The 23074-nt window shown below is 64.2% G+C and carries 23 protein-coding genes; 12 read left to right on the forward strand and 11 right to left on the reverse strand.

Features of this window, described 5'->3' with window-relative positions; all coding sequences use genetic code 11:
* Positions 1-316 precede the first annotated feature (316 nt).
* The 3 genes from AC0L2O_RS17995 to AC0L2O_RS18005 all read left to right on the forward strand — a co-directional run bounded on the left by AC0L2O_RS17995 (position 317) and on the right by AC0L2O_RS18005 (position 3664).
* A complete protein-coding gene (locus AC0L2O_RS17995; protein ID WP_473370646.1) occupies positions 317-2626 on the forward strand; it encodes a DUF1522 domain-containing protein in 2310 nt (769 codons plus the stop codon).
* 291 nt (positions 2627-2917) lie between these two features.
* The gene (gene flaF / locus AC0L2O_RS18000) at positions 2918-3286 is read left to right on the forward strand and encodes a flagellar biosynthesis regulator FlaF (RefSeq protein ID WP_369722653.1); all 369 of its coding nucleotides are present in this window, start codon (positions 2918-2920) and stop codon (positions 3284-3286) included.
* Between the two features lie 12 nt (positions 3287-3298).
* Positions 3299-3664: a hypothetical protein gene (locus AC0L2O_RS18005; RefSeq protein WP_369722654.1), complete on the forward strand. Its 366-nt coding sequence runs from the start codon at positions 3299-3301 to the stop codon at positions 3662-3664.
* Between the two features lie 3 nt (positions 3665-3667).
* On the opposite strand, the gene AC0L2O_RS18010 is transcribed toward AC0L2O_RS18005, so the two are convergent.
* The 4 genes from AC0L2O_RS18010 to AC0L2O_RS18025 form a co-directional block, all read right to left on the reverse strand.
* Positions 3668-4027, reverse strand: coding sequence for a hypothetical protein (locus tag AC0L2O_RS18010; protein WP_369722655.1), 360 nt, complete (start codon positions 4025-4027; stop codon positions 3668-3670).
* Positions 4028-4187: 160 nt separating this feature from the next.
* Complete coding sequence (locus tag AC0L2O_RS18015; protein WP_369722656.1) at positions 4188-4685, reverse strand: hypothetical protein; 498 nt, start codon at positions 4683-4685, stop codon at positions 4188-4190.
* An 11-nt stretch (positions 4686-4696) separates the two neighbouring features.
* Positions 4697-5065, reverse strand: a complete 369-nt coding sequence (flgJ, locus tag AC0L2O_RS18020; protein ID WP_473370647.1) for a flagellar assembly peptidoglycan hydrolase FlgJ — start codon at positions 5063-5065, stop codon at positions 4697-4699.
* A complete protein-coding gene (locus AC0L2O_RS18025; protein ID WP_369722658.1) occupies positions 5065-6189 on the reverse strand; it encodes a flagellar basal body P-ring protein FlgI in 1125 nt (374 codons plus the stop codon). The genes flgJ and AC0L2O_RS18025 overlap by 1 nt, the downstream gene beginning before the upstream one ends.
* Before the next feature lie 269 nt (positions 6190-6458).
* Between AC0L2O_RS18025 and AC0L2O_RS18030 the strand changes: the two genes are divergently transcribed.
* Positions 6459-6872 (forward strand): flagellar assembly protein FliX, encoded by a 414-nt coding sequence (locus tag AC0L2O_RS18030; RefSeq protein WP_369722659.1) that lies wholly within the window; start codon positions 6459-6461, stop codon positions 6870-6872.
* A 36-nt stretch (positions 6873-6908) separates the two neighbouring features.
* On the opposite strand, the gene AC0L2O_RS18035 is transcribed toward AC0L2O_RS18030, so the two are convergent.
* Positions 6909-7280, reverse strand: a complete 372-nt coding sequence (locus AC0L2O_RS18035) for a winged helix-turn-helix transcriptional regulator (RefSeq protein ID WP_473370648.1) — start codon at positions 7278-7280, stop codon at positions 6909-6911.
* A gap of 134 nt (positions 7281-7414) precedes the next feature.
* Between AC0L2O_RS18035 and AC0L2O_RS18040 the strand changes: the two genes are divergently transcribed.
* The 3 genes from AC0L2O_RS18040 to AC0L2O_RS18050 all read left to right on the forward strand — a co-directional run bounded on the left by AC0L2O_RS18040 (position 7415) and on the right by AC0L2O_RS18050 (position 9931).
* A complete protein-coding gene (locus AC0L2O_RS18040; RefSeq protein WP_473370649.1) occupies positions 7415-8026 on the forward strand; it encodes an NAD(P)-dependent oxidoreductase in 612 nt (203 codons plus the stop codon).
* A 224-nt stretch (positions 8027-8250) separates the two neighbouring features.
* The gene (gene dksA, locus AC0L2O_RS18045) at positions 8251-8616 is read left to right on the forward strand and encodes an RNA polymerase-binding protein DksA (protein WP_008554760.1); all 366 of its coding nucleotides are present in this window, start codon (positions 8251-8253) and stop codon (positions 8614-8616) included.
* Between the two features lie 535 nt (positions 8617-9151).
* Positions 9152-9931, forward strand: coding sequence for a 2-keto-4-pentenoate hydratase (locus tag AC0L2O_RS18050; RefSeq protein ID WP_473370650.1), 780 nt, complete (start codon positions 9152-9154; stop codon positions 9929-9931).
* A 223-nt stretch (positions 9932-10154) separates the two neighbouring features.
* Here AC0L2O_RS18050 and flgH read toward each other — a convergent pair whose 3' ends face one another.
* From flgH to flgF, 4 genes are read right to left on the reverse strand one after another with little or no spacing between them, the layout of a single operon-like run.
* Positions 10155-10922: a flagellar basal body L-ring protein FlgH gene (flgH, locus tag AC0L2O_RS18055; protein ID WP_369722663.1), complete on the reverse strand. Its 768-nt coding sequence runs from the start codon at positions 10920-10922 to the stop codon at positions 10155-10157.
* A gap of 3 nt (positions 10923-10925) precedes the next feature.
* Positions 10926-12050, reverse strand: coding sequence for a flagellar basal body P-ring formation chaperone FlgA (flgA, locus tag AC0L2O_RS18060; RefSeq protein WP_369722664.1), 1125 nt, complete (start codon positions 12048-12050; stop codon positions 10926-10928).
* 7 nt (positions 12051-12057) lie between these two features.
* A complete protein-coding gene (gene flgG, locus AC0L2O_RS18065) occupies positions 12058-12846 on the reverse strand; it encodes a flagellar basal-body rod protein FlgG (protein ID WP_369722665.1) in 789 nt (262 codons plus the stop codon).
* 16 nt (positions 12847-12862) lie between these two features.
* Positions 12863-13624, reverse strand: coding sequence for a flagellar basal-body rod protein FlgF (gene flgF, locus AC0L2O_RS18070; protein ID WP_473370651.1), 762 nt, complete (start codon positions 13622-13624; stop codon positions 12863-12865).
* A 383-nt stretch (positions 13625-14007) separates the two neighbouring features.
* Between flgF and fliL the strand changes: the two genes are divergently transcribed.
* From fliL to AC0L2O_RS18095, 5 genes are all read left to right on the forward strand, one after another.
* Positions 14008-14508, forward strand: coding sequence for a flagellar basal body-associated protein FliL (fliL, locus tag AC0L2O_RS18075; protein ID WP_369722666.1), 501 nt, complete (start codon positions 14008-14010; stop codon positions 14506-14508).
* A gap of 19 nt (positions 14509-14527) precedes the next feature.
* Complete coding sequence (gene fliM / locus AC0L2O_RS18080; RefSeq protein ID WP_369722667.1) at positions 14528-15730, forward strand: flagellar motor switch protein FliM; 1203 nt, start codon at positions 14528-14530, stop codon at positions 15728-15730.
* Positions 15727-16173 (forward strand): DUF6468 domain-containing protein, encoded by a 447-nt coding sequence (locus tag AC0L2O_RS18085; protein WP_369722668.1) that lies wholly within the window; start codon positions 15727-15729, stop codon positions 16171-16173. Before fliM ends, AC0L2O_RS18085 begins: the two co-directional genes overlap by 4 nt.
* Before the next feature lie 9 nt (positions 16174-16182).
* Positions 16183-16941, forward strand: coding sequence for a MotE family protein (locus AC0L2O_RS18090; RefSeq protein ID WP_473370652.1), 759 nt, complete (start codon positions 16183-16185; stop codon positions 16939-16941).
* A gap of 102 nt (positions 16942-17043) precedes the next feature.
* Positions 17044-20832, forward strand: a complete 3789-nt coding sequence (locus AC0L2O_RS18095; protein ID WP_473370653.1) for a tetratricopeptide repeat protein — start codon at positions 17044-17046, stop codon at positions 20830-20832.
* A gap of 209 nt (positions 20833-21041) precedes the next feature.
* Here AC0L2O_RS18095 and fliP read toward each other — a convergent pair whose 3' ends face one another.
* On the reverse strand, positions 21042-21797 hold the full coding sequence (gene fliP, locus AC0L2O_RS18100; RefSeq protein WP_473370654.1) for a flagellar type III secretion system pore protein FliP: 756 nt from the start codon (positions 21795-21797) through the stop codon (positions 21042-21044).
* Complete coding sequence (locus AC0L2O_RS18105) at positions 21794-22765, reverse strand: flagellar biosynthetic protein FliO (RefSeq protein ID WP_473370655.1); 972 nt, start codon at positions 22763-22765, stop codon at positions 21794-21796. Before AC0L2O_RS18105 ends, fliP begins: the two co-directional genes overlap by 4 nt.
* Positions 22766-23074: the final 309 nt, after the last annotated feature.

A 23074-nucleotide genomic window follows, 5' to 3' on the forward strand; every position in this document is an offset into this window, starting at 1 on the left:
GGCAGTCGATCGCGGTCTCGGCGCTGTCGCTGGCCAACCAATCGCAGCAGAGCGTGCTCCAGCTGCTCCGCTAATAACTAACTGAAATCATATAACTAAACGGCGGCGGGGCTTCGGCCCCGCCGCTCTTTTTGCGTTCGCAGGCGACCGTGGAAATCCGCGCTCGAGGGGAGGAGGGGCGCTAACCCGGCATTAACCGTATCCCTTAAACCGTCGTTAACCATACTTTAAAGGACAGCCCCTAAAACTGGACGAAAGCCCGCTTTCCAGATCGGCGAGCCCCGATTCGTACCCGGTTCAAGAGGAAGACCTGCCAATGTCCAACATCGTTCTCTCGGCGTCGGTTCGCCAGAACCTGTTGTCGCTGCAATCGACGGCCGACCTGCTGGCCACGACGCAGCAGCGCCTCTCGACCGGCAAGAAGGTCAACACCGCCCTCGACAACCCGACCAACTTCTTCACCGCGCAGGGGCTGGACAACCGGGCGAGCGACATCAGCAACTTGCTCGACGGCATCAACAACGGGGTGCAGGTGCTTCAGGCCGCCAACACCGGCATCACTTCGCTGCAAAAGCTGATCGACAGCGCAAAGTCCATCGCCAACCAGGCGCTCCAGACGACCGTCGGCTATTCCACCAAATCCAACGTCTCGACGACGATCCCCGGCGCGACACCCGCTGATCTGCGCGGCACAACCAGCTTCGCCAGCGCAATCGCGAGCAGCAACGTTCTGTTCACCGGCGCTCCCGGCGGTACAACTGCCGCGACTGCGGCAACCAAACTTGGCGGCGTCTCGGGCGTGTTGGCCGGAACCGCTCTCAATGACAACAACGGTGGCGGCGCCGCGCCCATTTCGTCGAACACGTTGCTCTTCGGTGATGGTCTCGCGGGCGCAACTTCCGGCTTGAGTGCCGCCGGCAGCACTCAATTCGTGGACGGCTCGAGCTTTACGGTCAACGGCCATACCGTCACCTTCAAGGCCGGCGCGGCGCCGAATGTCGTGGGTTCACCCAACACCTTGCCGTCCGGCTACGGCCTCGACAGTTCAGGTACCCAGAGCGTTGCTACGGACGGCAACGGCAATTCTGTCGTCTATCTCGGCTCCAGCGCTACCAACTCAACGGCCAAGATCGGCGACGTCCTCAAAGCCATCGATCTTGCCAGCGGCGTGCGCGGCGCGACTATCAGTGGTGGCGTGGCAACGCTCAACGCCAACAACAGCGGCCAGACTCCTTCCACAGCCGTGGGTGCGATCTCGCTCCAGAGTTCGACGGGGGGCGATCTAAACGTCACCGGCACGGCCGACCTGCTGCACGCTCTTGGCCTAACCGGTGCGACGGGCGGAGGTAGCACGACGTTGACTGCTGCCCGTACCTCGAGCGCGAATACCCTCTCGGGGCTGCTCCAGACCGGATCGACGCTGAATGTCGACGGTCACGTCATCACCTTCAAGGATGGACCCAAGCCCGCCGCAGCGCCGACCGGGTCCGGAGTGACTGGCAACATCGTCACGGACGGGAACGGCAACTCGATCGTCTACCTCGAAACGGCGACGACATCCGATCTTCTGAATGCGATCGACGTCGCAACCGGCGTGCAGACCGCAACGATCAATACGGTCAACGGCACGGCATCACTTTCGACGGCAACGGGCCAGACCAACTCCTCGATCGCGCCGAGCGGTGCGTTGAAGATCTCGACCGGCATAAATGCCGATCTCGCCATCACCAGCACCGGCAACGCGCTGTCCGCGCTCGGGCTGGCCGGCAACACCGGCACTGCCTCCGCGTTCACCGCCGCGCGCACTTCCGGGATCGGCGGCATCAACGGAAAGACGCTGACCTTCACCGCGTTCAACGGCGGCACGCCCGTCAACGTGACATTCGGTGACGGCACCAACGGCACGGTCAAGACGCTCGACCAACTGAACAACCAGCTCCAGGCGAACCACCTGACGGCCACGATCGACGCGAATGGTTTGCTCACGATCACCACCGTCAACGAATACGCTTCATCGACGCTCGGCTCGGCGGCGGCGGGTGGCGCGATCGGCGGCACGATCACCAGCTCGTTGACCTTCTCGACCGCCCAGCCGCCGGTGCAGGATCCCGTGGCGCAAACGGCACGTTCCAACCTGGTCAACCAGTACAACAATATTCTCGCTCAGATAGACACGACATCTCAGGACTCCTCGTTCAACGGCGTCAACCTGCTCAACGGCGATACGTTGAAGCTGGTTTTCAACGAGACCGGCAGCTCCACGCTCGGCATCAACGGCGTGGTCTTCAACGCGGCGGGACTCGGGCTCAGCAATCTCGTCAACGGCGTCGACTTCATCGACAATGGCGCCACCAACAAGGTGCTCACGAGCCTGAACGCGGCCTCGAGCACGTTGCGGTCGGAAGGCTCCGCGCTCGGCTCGAACCTGTCGATCGTGCAGGTGCGCCAGGACTTCTCCAAGAACCTGATCAACGTGCTGCAGACCGGCTCGTCGAACCTGACGCTCGCCGACACGAACGAGGAAGCGGCCAACAGCCAGGCGCTGTCGACCCGTCAATCGATCGCGGTCTCCGCACTGTCGCTGGCGAACCAGTCGCAGCAGAGCGTGCTGCAGCTGCTTCGCTAATATCGCAGCGCAGAATCGCTACTCGACACATCGCGGCGGGGCTAATGCCCCGCCGTTCTTTTGAGCGAGATCGCTAAGACAAGATTAGCTCAGATCAGCGCATGATGAATGCGACCGTTTACAGCGCACGCACTCGCATCTAGCTTTGAGTTGAGAAAGAATCCGCGCCCCGTAATTGTCCGGAGCGCTTCCACTCTCCCACGTAAGCAAATCTTAAGCGGTGCTGCCTAGGGTTGGGAAAGAAATCCTTAAGCCTGTTCAACGGGCTAGGAAACCTCCAGGGTGTGATTGATGTCGAATTCCGCTGCCTCGGCTTACGCGCGCGTTGCGACGACCACTGCATCTCCTCGCGACGTCGAGGCGCAGACGCTGCTCAAGGCTGCGAACAAGCTGCAGGACGCCGTCAACAATGCCGACCCGCTCAGCGAAGAGACCAGGCACGCCCTGATGTTCAATCGCAAGCTCTGGACCATCTTCCTCAGCGAAGCGATGCGCGACACCAATCCCCAGCCCATTGAAGTCCGGCAGAAGATCGCCAACATCAGCGTGTTCGTGCTGAGCCAGACCGCGGCGCTCCAGATGAGCCCGCAGTTCGATCACTTCCGTCCGCTGATCGAGATCAACCGCAATATCGCCGCCGGCCTGTCCGGACGTCCCTGACGGAGAGTTGCCGTGGCCGACCTGATGAGCATCCTGTCGACCGCGTACAAGTCGGCCGTCACGTCGGTTCCGAGCAAGACCAAATATGTGGCCGTCGATCCGACGCTCTATAAGGGCACATGGACCGGCAAATATCCGGACGGCAAGACGTTCTCGCTCGGCATTTCGAACGTTGACGGCTTTCGCGCCCAGATTCACTACCAGAGCGGCGATACATCGCAGTATCAGCAGGTCCTGATCAAGGACTTCTCGTTCCGCTTCGGCAATACGAAGTTTACGCTGACCAATGTCGGCAAGGCGGAGATCAAGAACGTCGTGACCGATCCCGCGACCGGCTCGACCTATCTCGATACGGCGCAGGCCACGCTCCAGACCTGATGATCAGGCACTGAGGTCCGTGTTGAGCGGGCGCGAGGGCTCGGACTTCAAATCCAGTGCATGGAAATAAGCCCGCCGCCGCAGCATTGCGTCGTCCGGAAACTGGTTGACCACCGCGTCGGTCTTTTCGTTGAGGATCTGGAAGACGAAGGATGCGGCCGCCTGATCGAACACGACCTGGCGCGAGATGTTCTCGTTGCTTTGCAGATCATTGCGCACAGCCGCGCTCGTATCGCTCGCGGCGACCGTCTGGCTCACCGGCAAATCAGTTTGCACGGCCTCGTTCGCCGCCGCATTCGACGTCGTTACGATCTGCGCAGGGGCCGGTATCCCCACCGGCCTGATGCTGAAATCTGTACTCATGGCAGCCTCCTGGTTGCCTCACGTGAGTCAAATCCCAACCCCTCTCAATAAGCCACCATGGAACACCAGGATTGAAGACCCGGTAAGGAAACGTGCCTAACCGCGCGACGACATCGCCGCGCGGTTTTTCGTAAAATTGCAGCTTGTTGCCTGCGTACGCTCAGAGCGAGCGGCTGACCGCGAGCGGAGTGATATGGCGCGGGCCCGGCGTGGCGCGACGTCCCGCCGCGGTATAGGTGTTCGGCACGTTGCGCTTCTGGATCTCGGCATTGACGCCGCGGACGACGCTTTCGGAGACCGCATGCGCCGTCGCGAGCACGGTGAGGTTGACCTGGAGCATGGCGCGGAAGGCGTCGTGGTGCCGGTGCAGGGTCGAGAGCAGTTCGGGCGCGGATTTCGCGAGCTGATCCTGGCTCGCCTTCAGCCGGCTGACGGCCCCGACATAGTTCCGCGACAGCTCCTGCTTCTTGCTCTCGAGCGTCATCGCTTCACGAACCTTGCCGGCACGCACGAGTTCGGTCTCGCGCTCGATCAGGCCGAGCAGGGCGCTCATCGCGTCCATCAGATCCTCGGCAAGCTTGCGTGCCTCGGCGCTGCCGGGCGCGGTGCTTGGGCGCTGCGCTTGCATCGGTCGACGTGACGCGTTGAATTGGTTCATGTCGTTTGACCTTATGCCGTGCGGATGGTTTTCGCCTGCTGCATGATCAGGGTGCGGTAGACTTCGCTCGCGACGCCGACGCCGCCGGCTTTGGCGAAGTTCTTGGAATATTGCTCGGTCAGCATCGAGCGCCACACACCGGTGCCCGGCGTGTCGCCGAACGGCCCTTCGCCCTTCAGGCTTGACGTCATCTGCGAGAACATGCTGTTGAGGAACATCGCCTCGAAATCGGTCGACGTCTTTTGCGCCTTCGCCTGCTGCTGCGGCGAGACCTTCTGAAGCGCGGCCGCGAGCTCGAAGTCGGGCCGGCCGTTGCGACTCTCTACCGAGAAGGCGGAAGAGGTCGCGAGGTGTGCGGTGTTGATCATGCCGGCCTGCATCACATCACCTCGATGTCGGCTTCGATCGCGCCCGCGGCCTTGATCGCCTGCAGGATGCTGATCAGGTCGCGGGGGCCGATGCCAAGGCCGTTGAGGCCGTCGACGAGCTGCTGGAGCGAGACGCCGTCCTTGACGACGGCGAATTTCTTGCCGTCCTCGGTCACGCCCACGCTGGAGCGCGGGGTGACCACGGTCCGTCCCCGCGACAGCGGATTGGGCTGGCTCACCTGCGGGCTCTCGGAAATCGTCACCGTGAGATTGCCCTGGGCGACCGCGACGGTGGCGACGCGGACGTCGCGGCCCATCACGATAATGCCGGAACGCTCGTCGATGACGATCTTGGCGGCGAGATCAGGATCGACTTGGAGCTGCTCGATCTCGGTGAGGAAGGCGACCACATTGCCCTTGAACTCCGGCGGAACCGACAGCTGTACCGTGGAGGGATCGATCGGCTCGGCGCTCTTGACGCCGAGATAGTCGTTGATCGCGGCCGCGATGCGCTTGGCGGTGGTGAAGTCGGCATTGCGCAATGCGAGCCGCACGTTCGGCAGGCGATTGAGCGCGAACTCGATCTCGCGCTCGATGATGGCGCCGTTGGCGATGCGCCCGACCGTCGGCACGCCGCGCACGATCTTGGCCGCTTCGCCTTCGGCCTGGAAGCCGGAGATCGCCAGCGAGCCTTGTGCCACCGCGTAGACGTTGCCGTCGGCGCCGAGCAGGGGAGTGACCAGCAGGGTGCCGCCGCGCAGATCCTTGGCATCGCCGAGCGCGGACACCGTAACGTCCATGCGTGTGCCCTGGGTGGAGAACGCCGGCAGGTTGCCGGTCACCATTACGGCGGCGACGTTGCCGGTGCGGATGGTGGCGCCGCGGATGTTGACGCCCATGCGCTCGAGCATCGCTTGCAGCGACTGCTTGGTGAAGGGGATGTTGTTGAGGGTGTCGCCCGTGCCATTGAGGCCGACGACGAGACCGTAGCCGATCAGCTGGTTCTGCCGCACGCCTTCGATATTGGCGAGATCCTTGATGCGCGAGGTCGCGCTTGCGGACGCGACCGAGAGCGTCAGCGCTGACAGCGCGGCGCAGGCCACTCCCAAAATCCTCAACCAACGAACGCCTGGCATCCTCTGCTCCCCGAGGCTCCTCAAATCTCGGACCGTCTCGACACTCCCATGACGAGCTGGTCCGACGCTTTCCTTGCGAGCGCTGTGCCAACGCGGGGCAGTGGGGTTAGGCGGTTGATCAGGTTGAATAAATCTATTTCGATCGGTGCCAAGATGCGTTCGCCCTGAGGAGCGAAACTGCCGCCTCTCGGCAGATTTTGCCGGGCTGTTTACGCCTCGTTAACCATAAAACGGCGAAGGTGACGGTATCGATCACCCGGATTGCTTCGATGCGCATCTACGGACCGAACGGCACCACGCTTGGAGCGCCGGCCAACCAGGCCAGACGGACGAGCTCCGGCACGTTCGTGTTGCCCGAGACGTCCTCGGCACAGGAGACGCGGGCGGCAGCAGCGCCGAAGGCGGCCGCGAACATCGACGCGCTGCTCGCCCTGCAAGGCATCGAGGAAGATCCGGTCGAGCGTCGCAAGCGCTCGGTGACCCGTGGCAAGACCGCGCTCGACGTCCTCGACGATCTCAAGATGGGACTTTTGTCCGGCAATCTCGACGCATCCACAGTCACGCGGTTGCGGGATGCCGCGGCGAATCTGAAATCGTCATCCGGCGATCCCGGCCTCGATTCCGTCCTCTCCGAGATCGAGTTGCGCGTCGAGGTCGAACTCGCCAAGGCCGGTCAGGCCTGATCGTCATCCGATCCGTGCAGCGCGCGCGGAGCTGCCTTACGCCGCTTCTTCCTTCTGCTGCGAATCGTAGCGGCGCTGGGCGGCGAGCACGTCTTTCAGATTCTGCTCGGCCCAATCGCGCAGCGGATCGACGGCGCTGGCGAGTGTCACCCCGAGCTGGGTGATGGAATATTCCACCGTCACCGGCACGGTCGCGATGGCGTGGCGCTTGATCAGGCCGTCGCGTTCGAGCGACTTGAGAACCTGGCTCAGCATCTTCTGCGAGATACCTTCAATCGTGCGGCGCAACTGATTGAACCGCATTGACTCCTCGCGCAGCAGCAACAGGATCAGCACCGCCCATTTATCCCCGACGCGATCGAGGATCTGGCGCGTTGGACACTCTGCTGCATAGACGTTGGGTTTCATCTCCGCTCCTCCTGCTCCGTACCGCTTGCCGGTTACTCCCGCGTAATCAGGTAAACACAAAGTGCTCTCTTAACACCAGCATTCTTTGAGATATCTAGTAACTGATAGTTACTTTAGAACCAAAGGAGCCTTCCATGAAAATCGCAGTTGCCGGTGCGTCGGGCCGGGCCGGGTCGGAGATCACCAAGGAACTGGCCCGTCGCGGCCATAGCGTCACCGCCATCGTCCGGAACCCCGAGAAGGTCGCAGGCCTGCCGAACGTCACGCCGACCAAGGGCGACGTGCTCGATCAGGCAGGCCTCACGAAGCTATGGGCCGGGCACGATGTCGCAGTGAGTTCCGTGCACTTTCTGGCCAGCGACGCGCACAAGCTAATTGGAGCCGCCAGGGCCTCCGGAGTTGGACGTTATCTCGTCGTCGGTGGGGCCGGCAGCTTGGAGGTCGCCCCCGGCGTGAAGCTGGTCACAACCCCCGGTTTTCCGGCCCAATACAAGGCCGAGGCCGAGGCGGGCTCTGCGTTTCTCGACCTGTTGCGGCAGGAAAAGGACCTGAACTGGACCTTCATCTCGCCATCGGCGCTGTTCGTCGAGGGCGAACGGACTGGCAAGTTCCGGCTCGGGACCGACCAGCTTCTCGCAGATGCGAGCGGGAAGAGCTGGGTCAGCTTCGCCGACTACGCCATTGCACTGGCCGACGAAATCGAGCGGCCGGCTCATCCGAGGCAGCGTTTCACGGTAGGCTACTGAGTTTTGCGAGTTCTTGGCCGCCCCCGGGGTCTGCCGGATAAACCTTCCGGTGCAAGGGTTTGGGGGCGGTAACCCAGCGATTAAGGAAATATTGTCTGTCACGGGAGGTCGCTATATAAGCCCCGGCTCAACGGACTTCGTTCCGTTCACGAGTCGTTGCTTCAGAAGATGGGCTGCCCTTGGAAAAGTTGAAAAACTACCGACCGACCGAAAAAGAGCCTTTCATGAACGACCGGCAGAAGGAGTACTTTCGTTTGAAGCTCCTCGCCTGGAAGGATGAGATCCTCAAAGAGTCCAAGCTCACCCTGCAAGCCTTGCAGGAGGAGAACGTGAACCACCCCGATCTCGCCGATCGGGCATCGTCCGAAACCGACCGCGCCATCGAACTCCGCGCCCGCGACCGCCAGCGCAAGTTGATCGCCAAGATCGACGCCGCGCTCCAGCGCATCGAGGACAACACCTACGGCTATTGCGAGGATACCGGCGAGCCGATCTCGTTGAAGCGGCTCGAGGCCCGGCCCATCGCGACGCTCTCGGTGGAAGCGCAGGAGCGCCACGAGAAACGCGAGAAGGTCTATCGCGACGAATAGAGGCCGAGCCGCAGCGATGCGGCTCTTTGTTTTTGGGCTCAAGGCGCCGCTTCGCGCCGTGCTCCGCATGTTGCCTGCCGCGTGCAGCGGCGCGGGTCAGCTCACGCGTGCAATCGCGAAATGTGAATCGGGATCAATAACATGGAGTCTATTCCTCCGAGCTCACGTGAGTTCACATGAGAAACAGCCTTCACTTCGGGTGGGGGAGGTTTTGCGAGTCGCATCAACGAGATCGACTCTGCTGTTGAAGCGCTGATCGAGCAGCATCAAGCATCGCTGCAATCACGCCTCTCGCGTCACCTGCAAGGCTGCAAGCTGCGCGCCTCCATAAAGCTTCGACCAGCTCAACATTTCCTTAAACGCCGGCGTCTGCGTTTGCGGGCGATTGTTGCGCGGGAGACGAGAGACGAGCGCGGCATCGGGGTCTCCGGCCTGCCTGGTGAAGACGCAAGGCCATCCGCGGCCCGCGCTTGTCAGGCCTGGGCGGGGATGCTCCACTGTCGCGCATGATCGCGTAGCGTGGGAGGCGGCGCCGATGGACAAAATTCTCGCAGCCGCAAAGGCCATCGCGCTGGCGCGACGGAACCATGCAGCGCTGGCGGCGCTGGAGGTTCCGCCAGCCGACGAGGCCGAGGGCTACCAGGTCCAGCGCGCGCTGCACGATCTCCTGCTGCCGCATGTCGGGCCACTGGTCGGCTACAAGATCGGCTGCACCAGCCAGGTGATGCAGGACTATATCGGCATCCCGCATCCCTGCGGCGGCGGCGTGTTCCAGAAGGGCGTTCACGACAGCGGCGTGGAGCTCACGGCTGCCGACTATGTCCGCGTCGGCGTCGAATGCGAGATCGCGGTTCGGCTGAAGCGCGACCTCGCTGCCGGCGAGGCGCCGTTCACGGCCGAATGGGTCGGTGAGGCCGTCGAGGCCTATCAGCCCGCGATCGAGATCGTCGACGACCGCTACGTGAAATGGGAGACGATGGGCGCGCCGACGCTGATCGCGGATGATTTCTTCGCCGCCGGTTGCGTGCTCGGTCCCTCGATCCCGCGCTCGTCGGTGCCGGACCTGAAGGCCGTCAAAGGCCGCGCCATCGTCAATGGTAAAGAGGTGAGCCACGGTACCGGTGCCGACGTGCTCGGCCATCCCCACAACGCACTCGCCTGGCTCGCCAACCATCTCGCCGCCGAGGGCAAGGGCCTGCACGCGGGCCAACTCGTGCTGACCGGGAGTCTGGTCAAGACGCTGTGGCTGAAGGCCGGCGACAAGGTGCGGATGGAACTCGATGGGCTGGGGACGGTCGAGGCGGAGTTCACCTGACCTGCCCCGCCGTCATTGCGAGGAGCCCTTGCGACGAAGCAAATCCAGAGTCTTTCCGCGGATGCAGTCTGGATTGGTTCGCGACGCTCGCAATGACGGAGGTTGTCGCCGCACCATGGTAAGAAACATGCGGCCTCCGGCAGGGGAGCTACCGGAGGCCGCGTCGTACATCGTCGCTCGCGCCTAGGTTCGCGAACACGATGTGGGAGCTCTTGCAGAAAGGCTAGAAGGGCAGCAGCACGTCCATGACTTGCTGGCCGTAACGCGGCTGCTGCACGTCCATGATCTGGCCGCGGCCGCCGTAGGCGATGCGGGCCTGCGCGATCTTGGTGGAATCGATGGTGTTGTCGCTCTGGATGTCCTCGGGGCGGACGATGCCGGCGACGATGAGCTCGCGGATCTCGTAATTGACGCGGATCTCCTGCTTGCCCTCGACCACGAGATTGCCGTTCGGCAGCACCTGGGTCACGACCGCGGCGACGTTGGTCTGCAAGGCTTCCTTGCGATCGACGCTTCCCTTGCCCTCGCTCGACGCGGTCGAGTCGGCGGTGAGGATACGGCCGGGCAGGACCTTCTGCGCCTGCGCTCCCAACGTCTTGGCACCGATGAAATCGGTAATCCCGGAATCTTCCTTGTTGGTACGGCTGCGCTGGGTGTCGTTCTCGATATTGGCCTTGTCGGTGATGTTCACGGCTACCGTCAGGAGGTCGCCGACCTGATGGGCGCGCTGGTCCTTGAAGAAGGCGCGACTGCCGTTGCGCCACAGCGAGTTCGGATTGTAGGAGGCGACTTCCGGCTTCGGCATCGGCATCTGCACCGGCTTGTAACCGGGTTGCGTCGTCGGATTGTCGATCGCCGACAATTTTGGCTGCTCGCCGATCTGCGAGAGGCGATCGATCGAGGAGCAGCCGCTCGCCAGCGCGCAAGTGGCCAGCAACAGACCGGAGAGCGCGACGCGACGAAGACGGGAAGCCGAACTGAAAGCGGACATGACTTACTCTGACTTTGCTTGAGCTTGCAGGAACTGGGCTGGCGGAATCTGGGCTTGCGAAACCTTGGTCGGCGACACCGCTGCTGGGGCCGCCGGTACCGGCGTCTCCCGCTGCAGCGACGAGGTCTGGTCGGCCGGCTCGACGGCAGGCGCCGTCGGTGTGGCCTGGCTCGCGCCTTGCACCGTGACCTGGCCGCGGCCGGTGACAGTTCCGGTCAGCGTGCGCTTGGTCTGGACATTGAGCACGCTGATGGTGTCGCCTTCGGCGCCGCTCTCGGCGGCCTTGCCGCGCGTGGTGAGATAGAGGCCGGGCACCCGGTAGATGATGGTGACGCTCTGGTCGCGCTGCACGAATTCGGGTTTGGCGATGTCGGCGACGCGGATCGGCATGCCCGCCCGCATCGGCCGGCGAAGTTGCATGCCGACCGCGCGCTCGCGCGTGGCGGGCTCGCCGGTTACTTCGGCCCGGGGCCTGCGCTCCTGCGCGACGTCGGAGGATTTCAGCATCTCGGTGCGTTCAATGTCGCGCGTCAGGACGGCGACCTCGACAGTCTCGATCGCGGTGCCGGCGAAGCGCAGCTTGGTCGGTACCGGATTGTTGTCGTTATTGATCTCGAAGGTGATATCGAAACGGCCGCTGCGGGCGTCATAGCGGGTCGCGACCGGCTGGAGCGCGCCGGTGTTGGCGGCATCGAGCCGCATGTCCGAGATGCCACGGTCAAAGGTGACGCTGATATTCGCGGCCTCGCCGAGGCCGAAACGGCGCTCGAGCGCGGTGGCGACCGCGTTTTCCAGGTCCTTGCTGGCGAGCGTTCGGGCGAGCCGGGTGACCGACACCTCCTTGATGTCGCCGGTCATCACGCCGATCACCTGTTTTCCGCGCAACACCGAGAGCACCTGGGCGACCGGCAGCGCGCCGGTGGTGCCGAGATCGGGCGAGCGGTAGACCGGGATCAGCGCAGCCGAGCCGGCATTGTCGATCAGATCGCCGACCCGCACCACGTCGGAGGTGACGGTGACGCTGGCGCGCAGCATCGGCGCGGCGATGCCGTCGTCGGCGGCCTGCGCCGGCAGCGCCAGCGCGAGCAGGGCGGAGATGGTGGCGAGCGTGGTGCGGAGCGTCATCATCATCACCTCAGCGGAACAGCGCCGTGGTCGATTGCATCATCTGGTCGGCGGCGCTGATCACCTTGGCGTTCATCTCGTAGGCGCGCTGGGCCGCGATCAGGTCGCTCATTTCCGAGACGACGTCGACATTGGCCTGCTCGAGGCTGCCCTGCGTGATCTTGCCGTAGCCTTCCGAGTTCGCAGTGCCATCCTGCGGCGGACCGGAGGAGGGCGTCTCGGTGAACTGATTGCTGCCGACGGGCTGGAGGCCGGCCTTGTTGATGAAGCGGGTGAGGCCGATCTGGCCCTGGACGGCCGAGGTCGACGAACCCGGCAGCGTGACCGAAACCTGGCCCTGCTCGTTCACCGTGAGGCCGGAGGCGTTGTTCGGAATGGTGATGGTCGGTTGCACCGGGTTGCCCTGGGCGGTTACGACGCGGCCCTGATTGTCCATCTGAAAGGTGCCGTCGCGGGTGTACTGGAAGGTGCCGTCGGGCATCAGGATCTTGAAGAAGCCTTCGCCTGAGATCGCGAGGTCGAGATCGTTGCCGGTCTGCGAGAGCGTGCCCTGCGTCATGCTGCGCGGCGTGCCGACGGTCTTGACGCCGCCGCCGATATCGACGCCGACCGGCACGATGGTGCCCTGGTCCGAAGCCTGCGCGCCGACGCGGCGGACGTGCTCGTAGATCAGGTCCTGGAACGCCGCCGTCTGCTTCTTGAAGCCGGTGGTGCGGAGGTTGGCGATGTTGTTGGAGATCACCTGAACGTTGAGTTCCTGTGCCGCCATTCCGGTCGCTGCGGTGTGAAGCGCCTGCATGTCAGTTCTCCCTCAATCAGGCCGGAACGTCGGCGAGTTTTTCGATTGCCGATTTGTGGAGGTCGCTTTGCTGCTGGAGCAGGTTGGCGACGGCGGTATAGCTGCGCATCACCTCGACCATGTGGCTCATCTCGCCGACCGAATTCACGTTCGACTTCTCGATGTAGCCCTGTTGCACGGTGGATTTGGTGTCGGCCTGCTGGTTGGCGGAGCCGACGTCGTAGAGATTGGCGCCGAGCTTGGTCAGCTTGGCCGGATCGTCGAACGACACCATGCGAACCTTGCCGCGGATCGAATCGGTTTTTGCGGAGCCTTCGAGCACCGTGACGGTACCGTCGGGGGCGACGTTGATGTCATGGTCGGTCGGCTGGAAGGTGATCGGACCGGCAGTGCCGAGCACGAGGTTGCCGTCCGAGGTGACCAACTGGCCGGTGTTGTTGAGCGAGAATTTGCCGTCGCGGGTGTAACGCTCGCCGCCATTGGCCTGCACCGCGAAATAGGCGTTGCCGTTGATCGCCATGTCGAGCGGATTGTTGGTCGGCTCCATCGGCCCTGGGCCGACATCGCGGTAGGTGCCGCGGTCCTGCACGTAGGACACCCGGCGGTCGGAGCTGACGAAATTGTCCTCATGCGCGTTCGAGTTCAGAAACTCCTCGAACAGCGAATGGTCGGCCTTGAAGCCGTTGGTGTTAGCGTTGGCGACGTTGTTGGCGATGACATCCATCTGCCGCTCCAACGTCATCTGCCGTGACAGGCCGATCAGAAGCGCGTTCTGCATCGGAAATCTCCCCTGAGTGAGATCTGCCAGCTCGCTCTCCCAAGCGCCTTGGCGGACCTCGTGAACGAGACCATCCGGTTCTCCCAAACCAGCGGTCTCGGTCCTCTCTCAGCGAAAGCCGTGCCAACACGTAAAACCACGCCATTACAACGGCTTGACTATTTTTCAGAGTCGTTTGGCGGGGGCAGAAAGGTTCTGTTAGTCATGTTTGCCCGGCAGATTTTTCCTAGTGCCGGCTCAATCGAAAGGTTCCGTTAACCATTATTACCGTAGCGTTTGCATGTAAGAGGAGCGCTTTGCGCTGGGGCATTTGTATCGCGTTATTGTCTGCCAGGAGGCTTCGCTCTTTCGACCCTTTTTGAGATGAGCGAGCACTACCGACCATGGCAGAGAATGAAGCGGAAGGCGGGGCGGCCGCTGATGGCGCGGAAGCCGCTCCGCCGAAGAACAAGCTCAAGCTCATCATCATGGCCGTGGGCTTGCTCGCCGTCCTCGGTGGCGGCGCCGCGACCTGGTTCTTCTTCTTCCGCCACGGCGACGATGAACACCATGCCGACGCCGCGCCCCCGCCGAAGCCGCCGGCCTTCATCGACGTGCCTGACATGATGGTCAACCTCGCCGGCGCGCCCGGCGAGCGCGTGCAATATCTGAAACTGAAGATCGTGCTGGAGCTGAAGGAAGAGAAGCAGATCGAGGCGATCAAGCCGACGATGCCGCGCATCACCGACATCTTCCAGACCTATGTGCGCGAGCTGCGCTCCTCCGACCTCAACGGCTCCGCCGGCATCTTTCGCCTCAAGGAAGAGCTGACCAAGCGCGTCAACGCGGCGGTCGCGCCGGTCCAGGTCAGCGCGGTGCTGTTCAAGGAAGTCGTGATCCAGTGAGCATGGTGGGCTAGGGATCATGGCAGGCAACGACCAACCGGACCAGGATGCAATTGCCGCCCAATGGGAGGCCTCGCTCGATTCCGAGGACCCCGCGGAGGCCGCAAAGGCTGCTGCCGAAAACGAACTATCCGAGACCATGGCCCTGCAATGGGCGGCCATGGTCGAGGACGGCAGCCGCGATCTCGGTAACGGCAAGAACTCCGGCGAGCGGGTGCTGTCGCAGGAGGAGATCGACAATCTCCTCGGCTTCACCGTCGGCGACGTCACGCTCGACGACCATTCCGGCATTCGCGCGATCATCGATTCGGCGATGGTCTCCTACGAGCGTCTGCCGATGCTCGAAATCGTCTTCGACCGCCTGGTGCGGTTGCTGACGACAAGCTTGCGCAATTTCACCTCCGATAACGTCGAAGTCTCGCTCGACCGCATCACCTCGGTGCGCTTCGGCGACTACATGAACTCGATCCCGCTGCCCGCCGTGCTCTCGGTGTTCAAGGCCGAGGAGTGGGACAATTTCGGCATGGCGACGGTCGATTCCAGCCTGATCTATTCGATCATTGACGTGCTGCTCGGTGGTCGCCGCGGCTCGAGCCAGCTTCGCATCGAGGGACGGCCCTACACCACCATCGAGACCGAGCTGGTCAAGCGGTTGGTCGAGGTGGTCCTGACCGATGCGGAGCAGGCATTCCGGCCGCTCTCGCCGGTGACTTTCACGATCGACCGGCTCGAGACCAATCCGCGCTTCGCTGCGATCAGCCGTCCCGCCAACGCCGCCATCCTGGTGCGTCTGCGCATCGACATGGAAGATCGTGGCGGCAACATCGAGCTGTTGCTGCCTTATGCGACGATCGAGCCGATCCGGGGCGTCCTGCTCCAGATGTTCATGGGCGAAAAATTCGGCCGCGACCCGATCTGGGAAGGCCATTTCGCCACCGAGATCGCCCAGGCCGAGATCGCGGTCGATGCCGTGCTCTACGAGGCCGACATTCCGCTCAAGCAGCTGATGCGGCTGAAGGTCGGCGACACGCTGCCGCTGGACATCCGCGCGGATGCCAACGTCACTGTGCGTTGCGGCGACGTCATGATCACCGAAGGACGCATGGGCCGGGTCGGCGATCGCGTCGCGATCCGCGTGACGAAACCCTTGCGCAAGCCAAGTACGACACTTGCGATGTTCGAGAAGGTGGACGAACAGAACAAGCTGATGGAGGCCCCATGAACCACTCTCTAGGAATGGCGATCGAGACGCTGGTGGCCATCCTGCTGATGCTCACGATCGGCTACTGTATCCTGCTCAACAAGCGGCTGACGCGGCTGAAGGCGGACGAGCATTCGCTGAAGGCGGTGATCGGCGAGCTGATCACCGCGACCGAGATCGCCGAGCGCGCGATCGGTGGGCTGAAGCTGGCGGTACGCGACGTCAACGAGAATCTCGGCAGCCAGCTTGCTGCCGCCACGCAGATGTCCGAGCAGCTCTACAAGCAGCTCGGCGAAGCCGACAACGTGGTTCGCCGCCTCTCCAAGATCGCGATCGCCGCGCGCCCCGTGACGAATCCGGAAATCGCGGCCGCACCCGCAGCCAAACCATCCGCGGCGAAGGCGGTCGCGGCGGCGGCCGAAGCCTTCTCCGAGCGCCGAAGGTCCAACGGTCTTGCCGCATAAAGTCGGGATATGAAGTCCTTTCGTAACATCCGAGTCATTCCGGTCGTCCTGGTTGCGGTCGCGGGTCTCGCCACGCTGAAGATCGCGGGCCTGGTGATCAATGGCGGCTATGTCTTCGACTACCAGCCGAACAATGTGAAGAAGTCCTGGGCACAGGAAAATCTGAACTTCCCGACCGGGCGGGAGGATCCTGATATCACCGGCTCGACCCATGGCGCGCCGGAGGCACCGAAGGCATCCGCCCCCGAATCCAAGCCCGAGGGCACCATGGTCAAGGTCGAGGAAACCCAGCCGCAGATTTCGGCTTCCGAACGCGCGATCCTGGAACGGTTGCAGTCGCGCCGCCAGGAGATCGAAGCCCGCCAGCGCGAGATCGACATCCGCGAGAGCCTGCTGAAGTCGGCCGAGAAGCGCATCGAAAACAAGGCCGAGGAGATCAAGGCGGTGGAATCGCGGATCTCCGCGACGCAGGCCGAGCAGAAGGCAGCCGAGGCCCAGCGCATGAAGGGCCTCATCACCACCTATGAGGGCATGAAGCCCAAGGACGCCGCGCGGGTGTTCGATCGGCTCGAAATGGGCGTGCTGATCGAGATCGCCAGCCAGATCGCACCGCGAAAGATGTCCGACATCCTGGGTCTGATGTCGCCTGAAGCGGCCGAGCGGCTGACGGTCGAGATGGCGCGCCGTGCAAACGGCGGCGGGGATCAGTCCGCCTCGGCCGGCGATCTCCCGAAGATCGAGGGCAAGCCGACGCAAAAGCCGAATTGAGGGCTCATACTTAAGAAGTCCTTAGTTGGCAAAATCTACAGTCGACGGTACGGGCCGGCGCCAGTGCCGGCATGGACCGCCGAACCGGAAGAAATGCCGCCAATGGCGCGAGAGGCTGCCGCTGGATTGTTGTCGCGAGCCCGCGCCCTGGCGCTGGGGCTGGCGCGTCATGTCCGCAGCGTACCGGCGCTGGCGGCCTGCCTCCTGATCGGCGTTGGTGCCGCCCGCGCGGCCGATCCGATCCGGGGCGAGGCGAGTTTTTCGGCCAGCGGCGGCTTTGCCCGTCTCGTCATCAAGCTCGGTGAGGACGTTCCCTCCGAGGTGACGACCGCCGGCTCCATCCTCATCATCCGTTTCGATCGGCCTGTCGACGTTCCCGTCGATCGCGTGCCGGAAGGCGGGCCCGATTACGTCAACTCCGCCCGGCGCGATCCGGATGGCGGCGCGATCCGGCTGTCGCTGGCGCGGCGCGTCACCGTCAACACCATGAATGCCGGCGAGCGCACCTTCGTCGACCTGCTGCCGGAGGGCTGGAAGGGGCCGCCGCCGAGCCTGCCGATGGACGTGGTGAAAGAGCTGGCCGAGCGCGCCCGCGTCGCCGAGCGTGCGCTGCGCGCCCAGCGCGCCGCCGCCGAGAGCAAAAAGCGTCCGCAGATCCGCGTGCGCGCCTCGGTGCAGCCGACCTTCGTGCGCTTCGTGTTCGAGATGCCTGACGGCGTCGGTGTTTCCTCCGTGCTCAACGAGCAGAAGCTCACGCTCGCCTTCAACGCCAATCTCAGTTTCGACCTTGCGGATGCGGTCGTCGCCGCGCCCCCCAATGTCGCCTCGATCAAGCAGAAGGCCGATATCGACCAGACCAGCGTCGAGATGGCGTTGATCGGCGACTCAGACGTGCACTCGTTCCGCGACGAGAAGAATTACGTCGTCGACATCTCCTTCCAACCCGACAAGGGCAAGCTTGCCGCCACGCCTGAGGCCGCGATTGCGCAGGCCAAGTCTGGCGGTCACGGACCGGCACCGGTCGCGGAAAAGCCGACGGCCGGCAAGCCGAAGGACGCGCACGGCGAGATCACGCCGCCGACGTCGGAAACGATCGCGCGCGAAGCCAGGATCGATGTCAAGCCCGAGGCGAAGCCGGAAGCTGCCGCAGCAGCGCCGCTTCCCGAAGCGCCGAAATCTGGGCCGGCACCCGCCGCACCTGCGACCGAAGCCGCGCACGCAGCGGAACTGCCCAAGCCCGCGCCGCCCGCAATGGAAGCGGCTGCACCTGTCGCTCCCGCCAAGCCGGCCATGGCCGCGCTGGCCGAAGGGCCCAAGGAGGCCGTGAGGGACGCCGCGAGGGAGCCGGTCAAGGAAGAGCCCAAGGAGGCTGTCAAGGAAACCAGGGAAATCGTCAGGGAAGCTCCCAAGGCTGCACCTGCCGAGGCTCAAGCCGCGCCAGCGCCTGCTGCGGCGAGCGTCGATGCGCGCCGCGACAGCGACGGCCTGCGCGTGACGTTCCCGCTCCAGGTCGCCACGCCTGCGGCGGCGTTCCGCCGCGGTGACACCGTGTGGCTGGTGTTCGACTCGCAGAAGCCGATCGACGTCGAGGCGATCCGCGCCAGAGGCGGCGCGATGATCGGCGAAGTCAGCCGCATGCCGCTCGACAAGGGGCAGGCGGTACGCATCCGTCTCACCCGTCCGCTGGTCTATTCGCTGACGAGCGAGGAGGTCGGCAAGGAGACCAACTGGCTGCTCACGCTGGCCGACAAGATCCAGGCGACGCCGCTGCCGCTAATGATGTCGCGCAACATCACCGATCCAGCGCTCGCCAATATCGCGATCCCCTTTGCCAATCCGGGCCTCCTGCACAAGCTCACCGATCCCGACGCCGGCGACACGCTCTACGTCGTCACGGGACCGCGCCCGGTGCGCGGCTTCATCAAGCGGCAGGATCTCGTCGACCTCTCGCTGCTGGAATCTGCGCACGGCATCGCGATCCGGCCGAATTCCGACGAGATCGGCGTCGAGGTCGGATCCGACAAGGTCATTCTCGGCAAGAAGGGCGGCCTGACGCTGTCGCCGGTCGACGTCTCCGCCGAGCGGGCGCCGACCGCGGTGCGGCCGGTCTTCAATCCGGATGGCTGGCGCAAGGGCCAGTCGGAAGACTTCTGGACCCGTCAGAGCGAGCTGATCACGGCGATTTCGGCCGTTGAGCCAGCGCAGCGCTCGCTGCCGCGGCTCGATCTTGCGCAGTTCTATATGTCGCGCGCGATGTATCAAGAAGCCAAGGCCGTGAGCGAAGTGATGCTGGGCGATCCCCTCAACAAGGAGGAGAGCGGCGCACTGATCATGCATGCGATCGCGAGTATCCTCGTCGGCCGGCCGGCGCAGGGCCTGAAGGATCTTGCCAATCCCGTGATCGGCAACAGCCACGATTCCCAGCTCTGGAAGGCGCTCGCCTATGCGCGCCAGGGCAAATGGGCGGACGCGCGCGAAAAGTTCAAGAACGTCGAGTTCGCCATCGCTTCCTTGCCGCTCGACATCCAGCGCATCGTGACGATGGACGCGATGCGCGCCTCGCTCGAGGTGAAGGACTATGCAGGCGCCTCCAAGCGGCGCGGCGAGATCGAGGTGGTCGGCGTACCGCCTGAAGCCGCGCCCGGCTTTGCAGTGCTGCGTGGCCGGTTGGCCGAGGCGCTCGGCCACGACAAGGACGCGCTCGACGACTATAACTTCGCGGTGGCCTCGAAGGACCGGCCCGCGGCAGCGGAGGCCAAGCAGCTCGAAATCGCGCTGCGGCAGAAGCGCGACGAGATCAGCAAGGAAGATGCCCTGCGCGAGCTCGAGACGCTGTCGATGACCTGGCGTGGCGATTCGATCGAGGTCAAGACGCTCCAGATGCTGTCGCAGATGTACTCGGAGAACGGGCGTTACCGCGATGCGCTCACGGCTGCGCGCACTGCGACCAAGCTGCAGCCGAACGCCGACGCCTCGCGTCAGGCGCAGGACCTCGCCTCGGATCTGTTCACGCAGATCTTCCTGGGGCCGAAGGGCGACGAGCTGCCGCCGGTCGAGGCGCTCGGAATGTTCTACGAATTCCGCGAGCTGACGCCGATCGGCCGCCGCGGCGACGAGCTGATCCGCCGTCTTGCCGATCGCCTCGCCTCGATCGATCTGCTCGACCAGGCTGCCGAGCTGCTGCAATACCAGGTCGACCACCGCCTCGAAGGCGCCGCGCGCGCGCAGGTCGCCGCGCGACTTTCCATGATCTACCTCGCCAACCGCAAGCCGGACATGGCGATCACGGCGCTGCGCGCGAGCCGCATCAGCGATCTCTCCGGCGAATTGCGACAGCAGCGCCTGCTGCTGGAAGCACGCGCGCAGAGCGACGTTGGCCGCCACGATCTTGCGCTCGATATCGTTTCCAACGTCTCGGGCCGCGAGGTGCTACGGCTGCGATCCGACATCTTCTGGGCGGCGCGACGCTGGCGCGAATCCGCCGAGCAGATCGAGCTCTATTACGGCGAGCGCTTTCGCGATTTCAAGCCGCTGAACGCGGTGGAGAAGAGCGATATCATCCGTGCCGCCGTTGGTTACGCGCTCGCTGACGACGCGATCGGGCTGTCGCGCTTCCGCGAGAAATACGCACCCCTGATGAGCGAGAGCGCCGACCGGCTCGCCTTCGACATCGCGAGCAAGCCGGCAGGCGCCTCCAGCGCCGAATTCGCCGACATCGCCAAGCTTGCGGCAAGTGTCGACACGCTCGACGGCTTCCTGCGCGAAATGAAGCAACGCTTCCCCGACGCGACCGCCCGCGCACCGGCCGCCCCGCAGGCGAAGGACGAGACCGACCACACCGGCTCGCTGCCCACGATTCCCGTCGTGCGGCAGATCAAGATGACGCGATAGGATCTCTGTCGCCGCGCGAAGGGCGGCCCGAGACAGCTCCATTCGCTGTCATTGCGAGCGTAGCGAAGCAATCCAGAATCTTTCGGCGGAGGGATTCTGGATTGCTTCGTCGCAAGGGCTCCTCGCAATGACGGGGAGGGGGCGGGGCTACTTCGGACGTAGAGGGGATGCGCTGCCGCATGGTGCATTTCGCTGACCCTCGTCGGTCTCTATCCCCCGTAACTCTGCACCAGACTTCCCGCCACCAGCGACCAGCCGTCGACCAGCACGAAGAAGATCAGCTTGAACGGCAGCGAGATCGTTGCGGGCGGCAGCATCATCATGCCCATCGACATCAGCACCGATGCGACGACGAGGTCGATGATCAGGAAGGGGAGGAACAGCAGGAAGCCGATCTCGAAGGCACGCTTCAATTCGGAGATCATGAAGGCGGGGACGAGGATGCGTAGCGCGAGCTCGTCGGGCGTGGCCGGCGGCGGCTCGCCGGAGAGATCCAGGAACAGCTTCAGGTCCTTCTCGCGCACGTTCTTCTGCATGAAGCCGCGCAAGGGCACTGAGGCGCGCTGGAGCGCGTCTTCGACACTGATCTGGTTGGCGACGAGCGGGCGGATACCGTCGTCGTAGGATTTTTGCAAGACGGGTCCCATCACGAAGAAGGTGAGAAACATCGCAAGCGCGAGGATCACCGAGTTGGGCGGGGCAGTCGCCGTGCCCATCGCGGTGCGCAACAGCGACAGCACGACCACGATGCGCGTGAACGACGTCATCATGATCAGGATTGACGGAGCGATCGACAGCACCGTGAGCAGCGCGATGAGCTGAATCGCGCGCTCGGTGACACCGCCGCCGCCCTGGCTGCCGAGATTGATGCTGATGTCCTGCGCATGCGCAGGACCTGCGAGCGAAGCCGCGGCGATCAGGACAGAAAAAAAGAAAACTCTACGCGGGAGGGTCGGCAGCCTCACGAAGACGGCTTCGGACGGCCGAGCAGCGAGGCCATCTCGTCTTCGAGATTCTCAAAGCTGGTCTTTTCCGGAGCCGGCCTGACCGGGGGGGCCGGCGGCGGCTCGCTGCGCGCCGCGCGCGCCGGAGCTGCCGGCGGCTCCGGCGCAACCGGAGGCGCGACCGTCTCGCCGGCCGGACGGCGCAAGGCGGCCTCGAGGCGCTGGGCCATTTCAGCGAGATTTTGTTCGGCGCTCGACGGCGCGGCAGCAGCCGGCGGCACGGGCGGAGCCTGCGGGACGGGCGGCGGTGGCGCGGCGGCGCGCTCGGCGCGCACTGGCGGCGCCTTCGCCGGGTCGCTCTGACGCGGCGGGCGCGGCATCAATGGCGGTTCGTTACGGGCAACGCGCGGCGGCACCGGCTCCGGACGCAGTTCGCGCTCGGGACGCGGGGCGTTCGGCTCAGGCGCAAAGCCCGCCAAGGGATCTCCGCGATCGCCGCGATCTCCGCGGCGCTCGGCCAGAGCAGGCGCGGGCCGGCGGACTTCGTCGGCGAAGGAGGGCCGTGAGGGCCGCGGCGGCGGCTCGGGCATCTGCGGCTCGGGATGGTCGAGGACTTCCGGCCGCGGTGCTTCGTCAGCCCAGCCGCTGGTGTCGGGCATCGGGGCGAGGCGCGGCGGCTCGACCGCATTGGAGCGCTGCGGAAGCTGGTCGCGGCCAGGCGCGGCGCGCACGATATTGGGCTCGACGACGATGTCGGTGGGGCCGCCGATCATCAGCAGATGCTCGACATTGTCGCGCCGGACCAGCACCAGGCGCCGGCGGCCATCGACCGCGGCCGCGTCGATCACGGCGAGCCGGGGCATCCTGCCGCGCTGGGTATTGGCGCCGAGCCGGGTGGTCGCGAATCGGCGGACCAGCCACGCGGCAACGCCGATCAACGCCAGAACGACGATGAACGCGACGATGAAAGTGATAGGGCTACCGTTCATACCTGTCCCCGGTAAATGGCGCTTCTCTCGTGCCTATGATCGGATGCGCCGACCATAGGCGTGCGATGCCCCAAAAACTGTGATCTCTTAACGTCCCGCGGCAAGTTTTGCCGTCCCCGACCCTTAATAACCCATGAATCGCCCGATCCAAAACGACTTCTTGCCTGTGTACACGCCGCCAACCGGTTGGGTTAACGCGGCTTTTGGAATGCGGGGAATCATGGGGCGAAATGATGTCCCAAACGGAAACATCGATCCGCTGCACCTTTAACCACCTGTTAACCATACACACGGCAAATTCTGCCTAGC

It is taken from the genome of Bradyrhizobium sp. Kon10 (assembly GCF_055807395.1).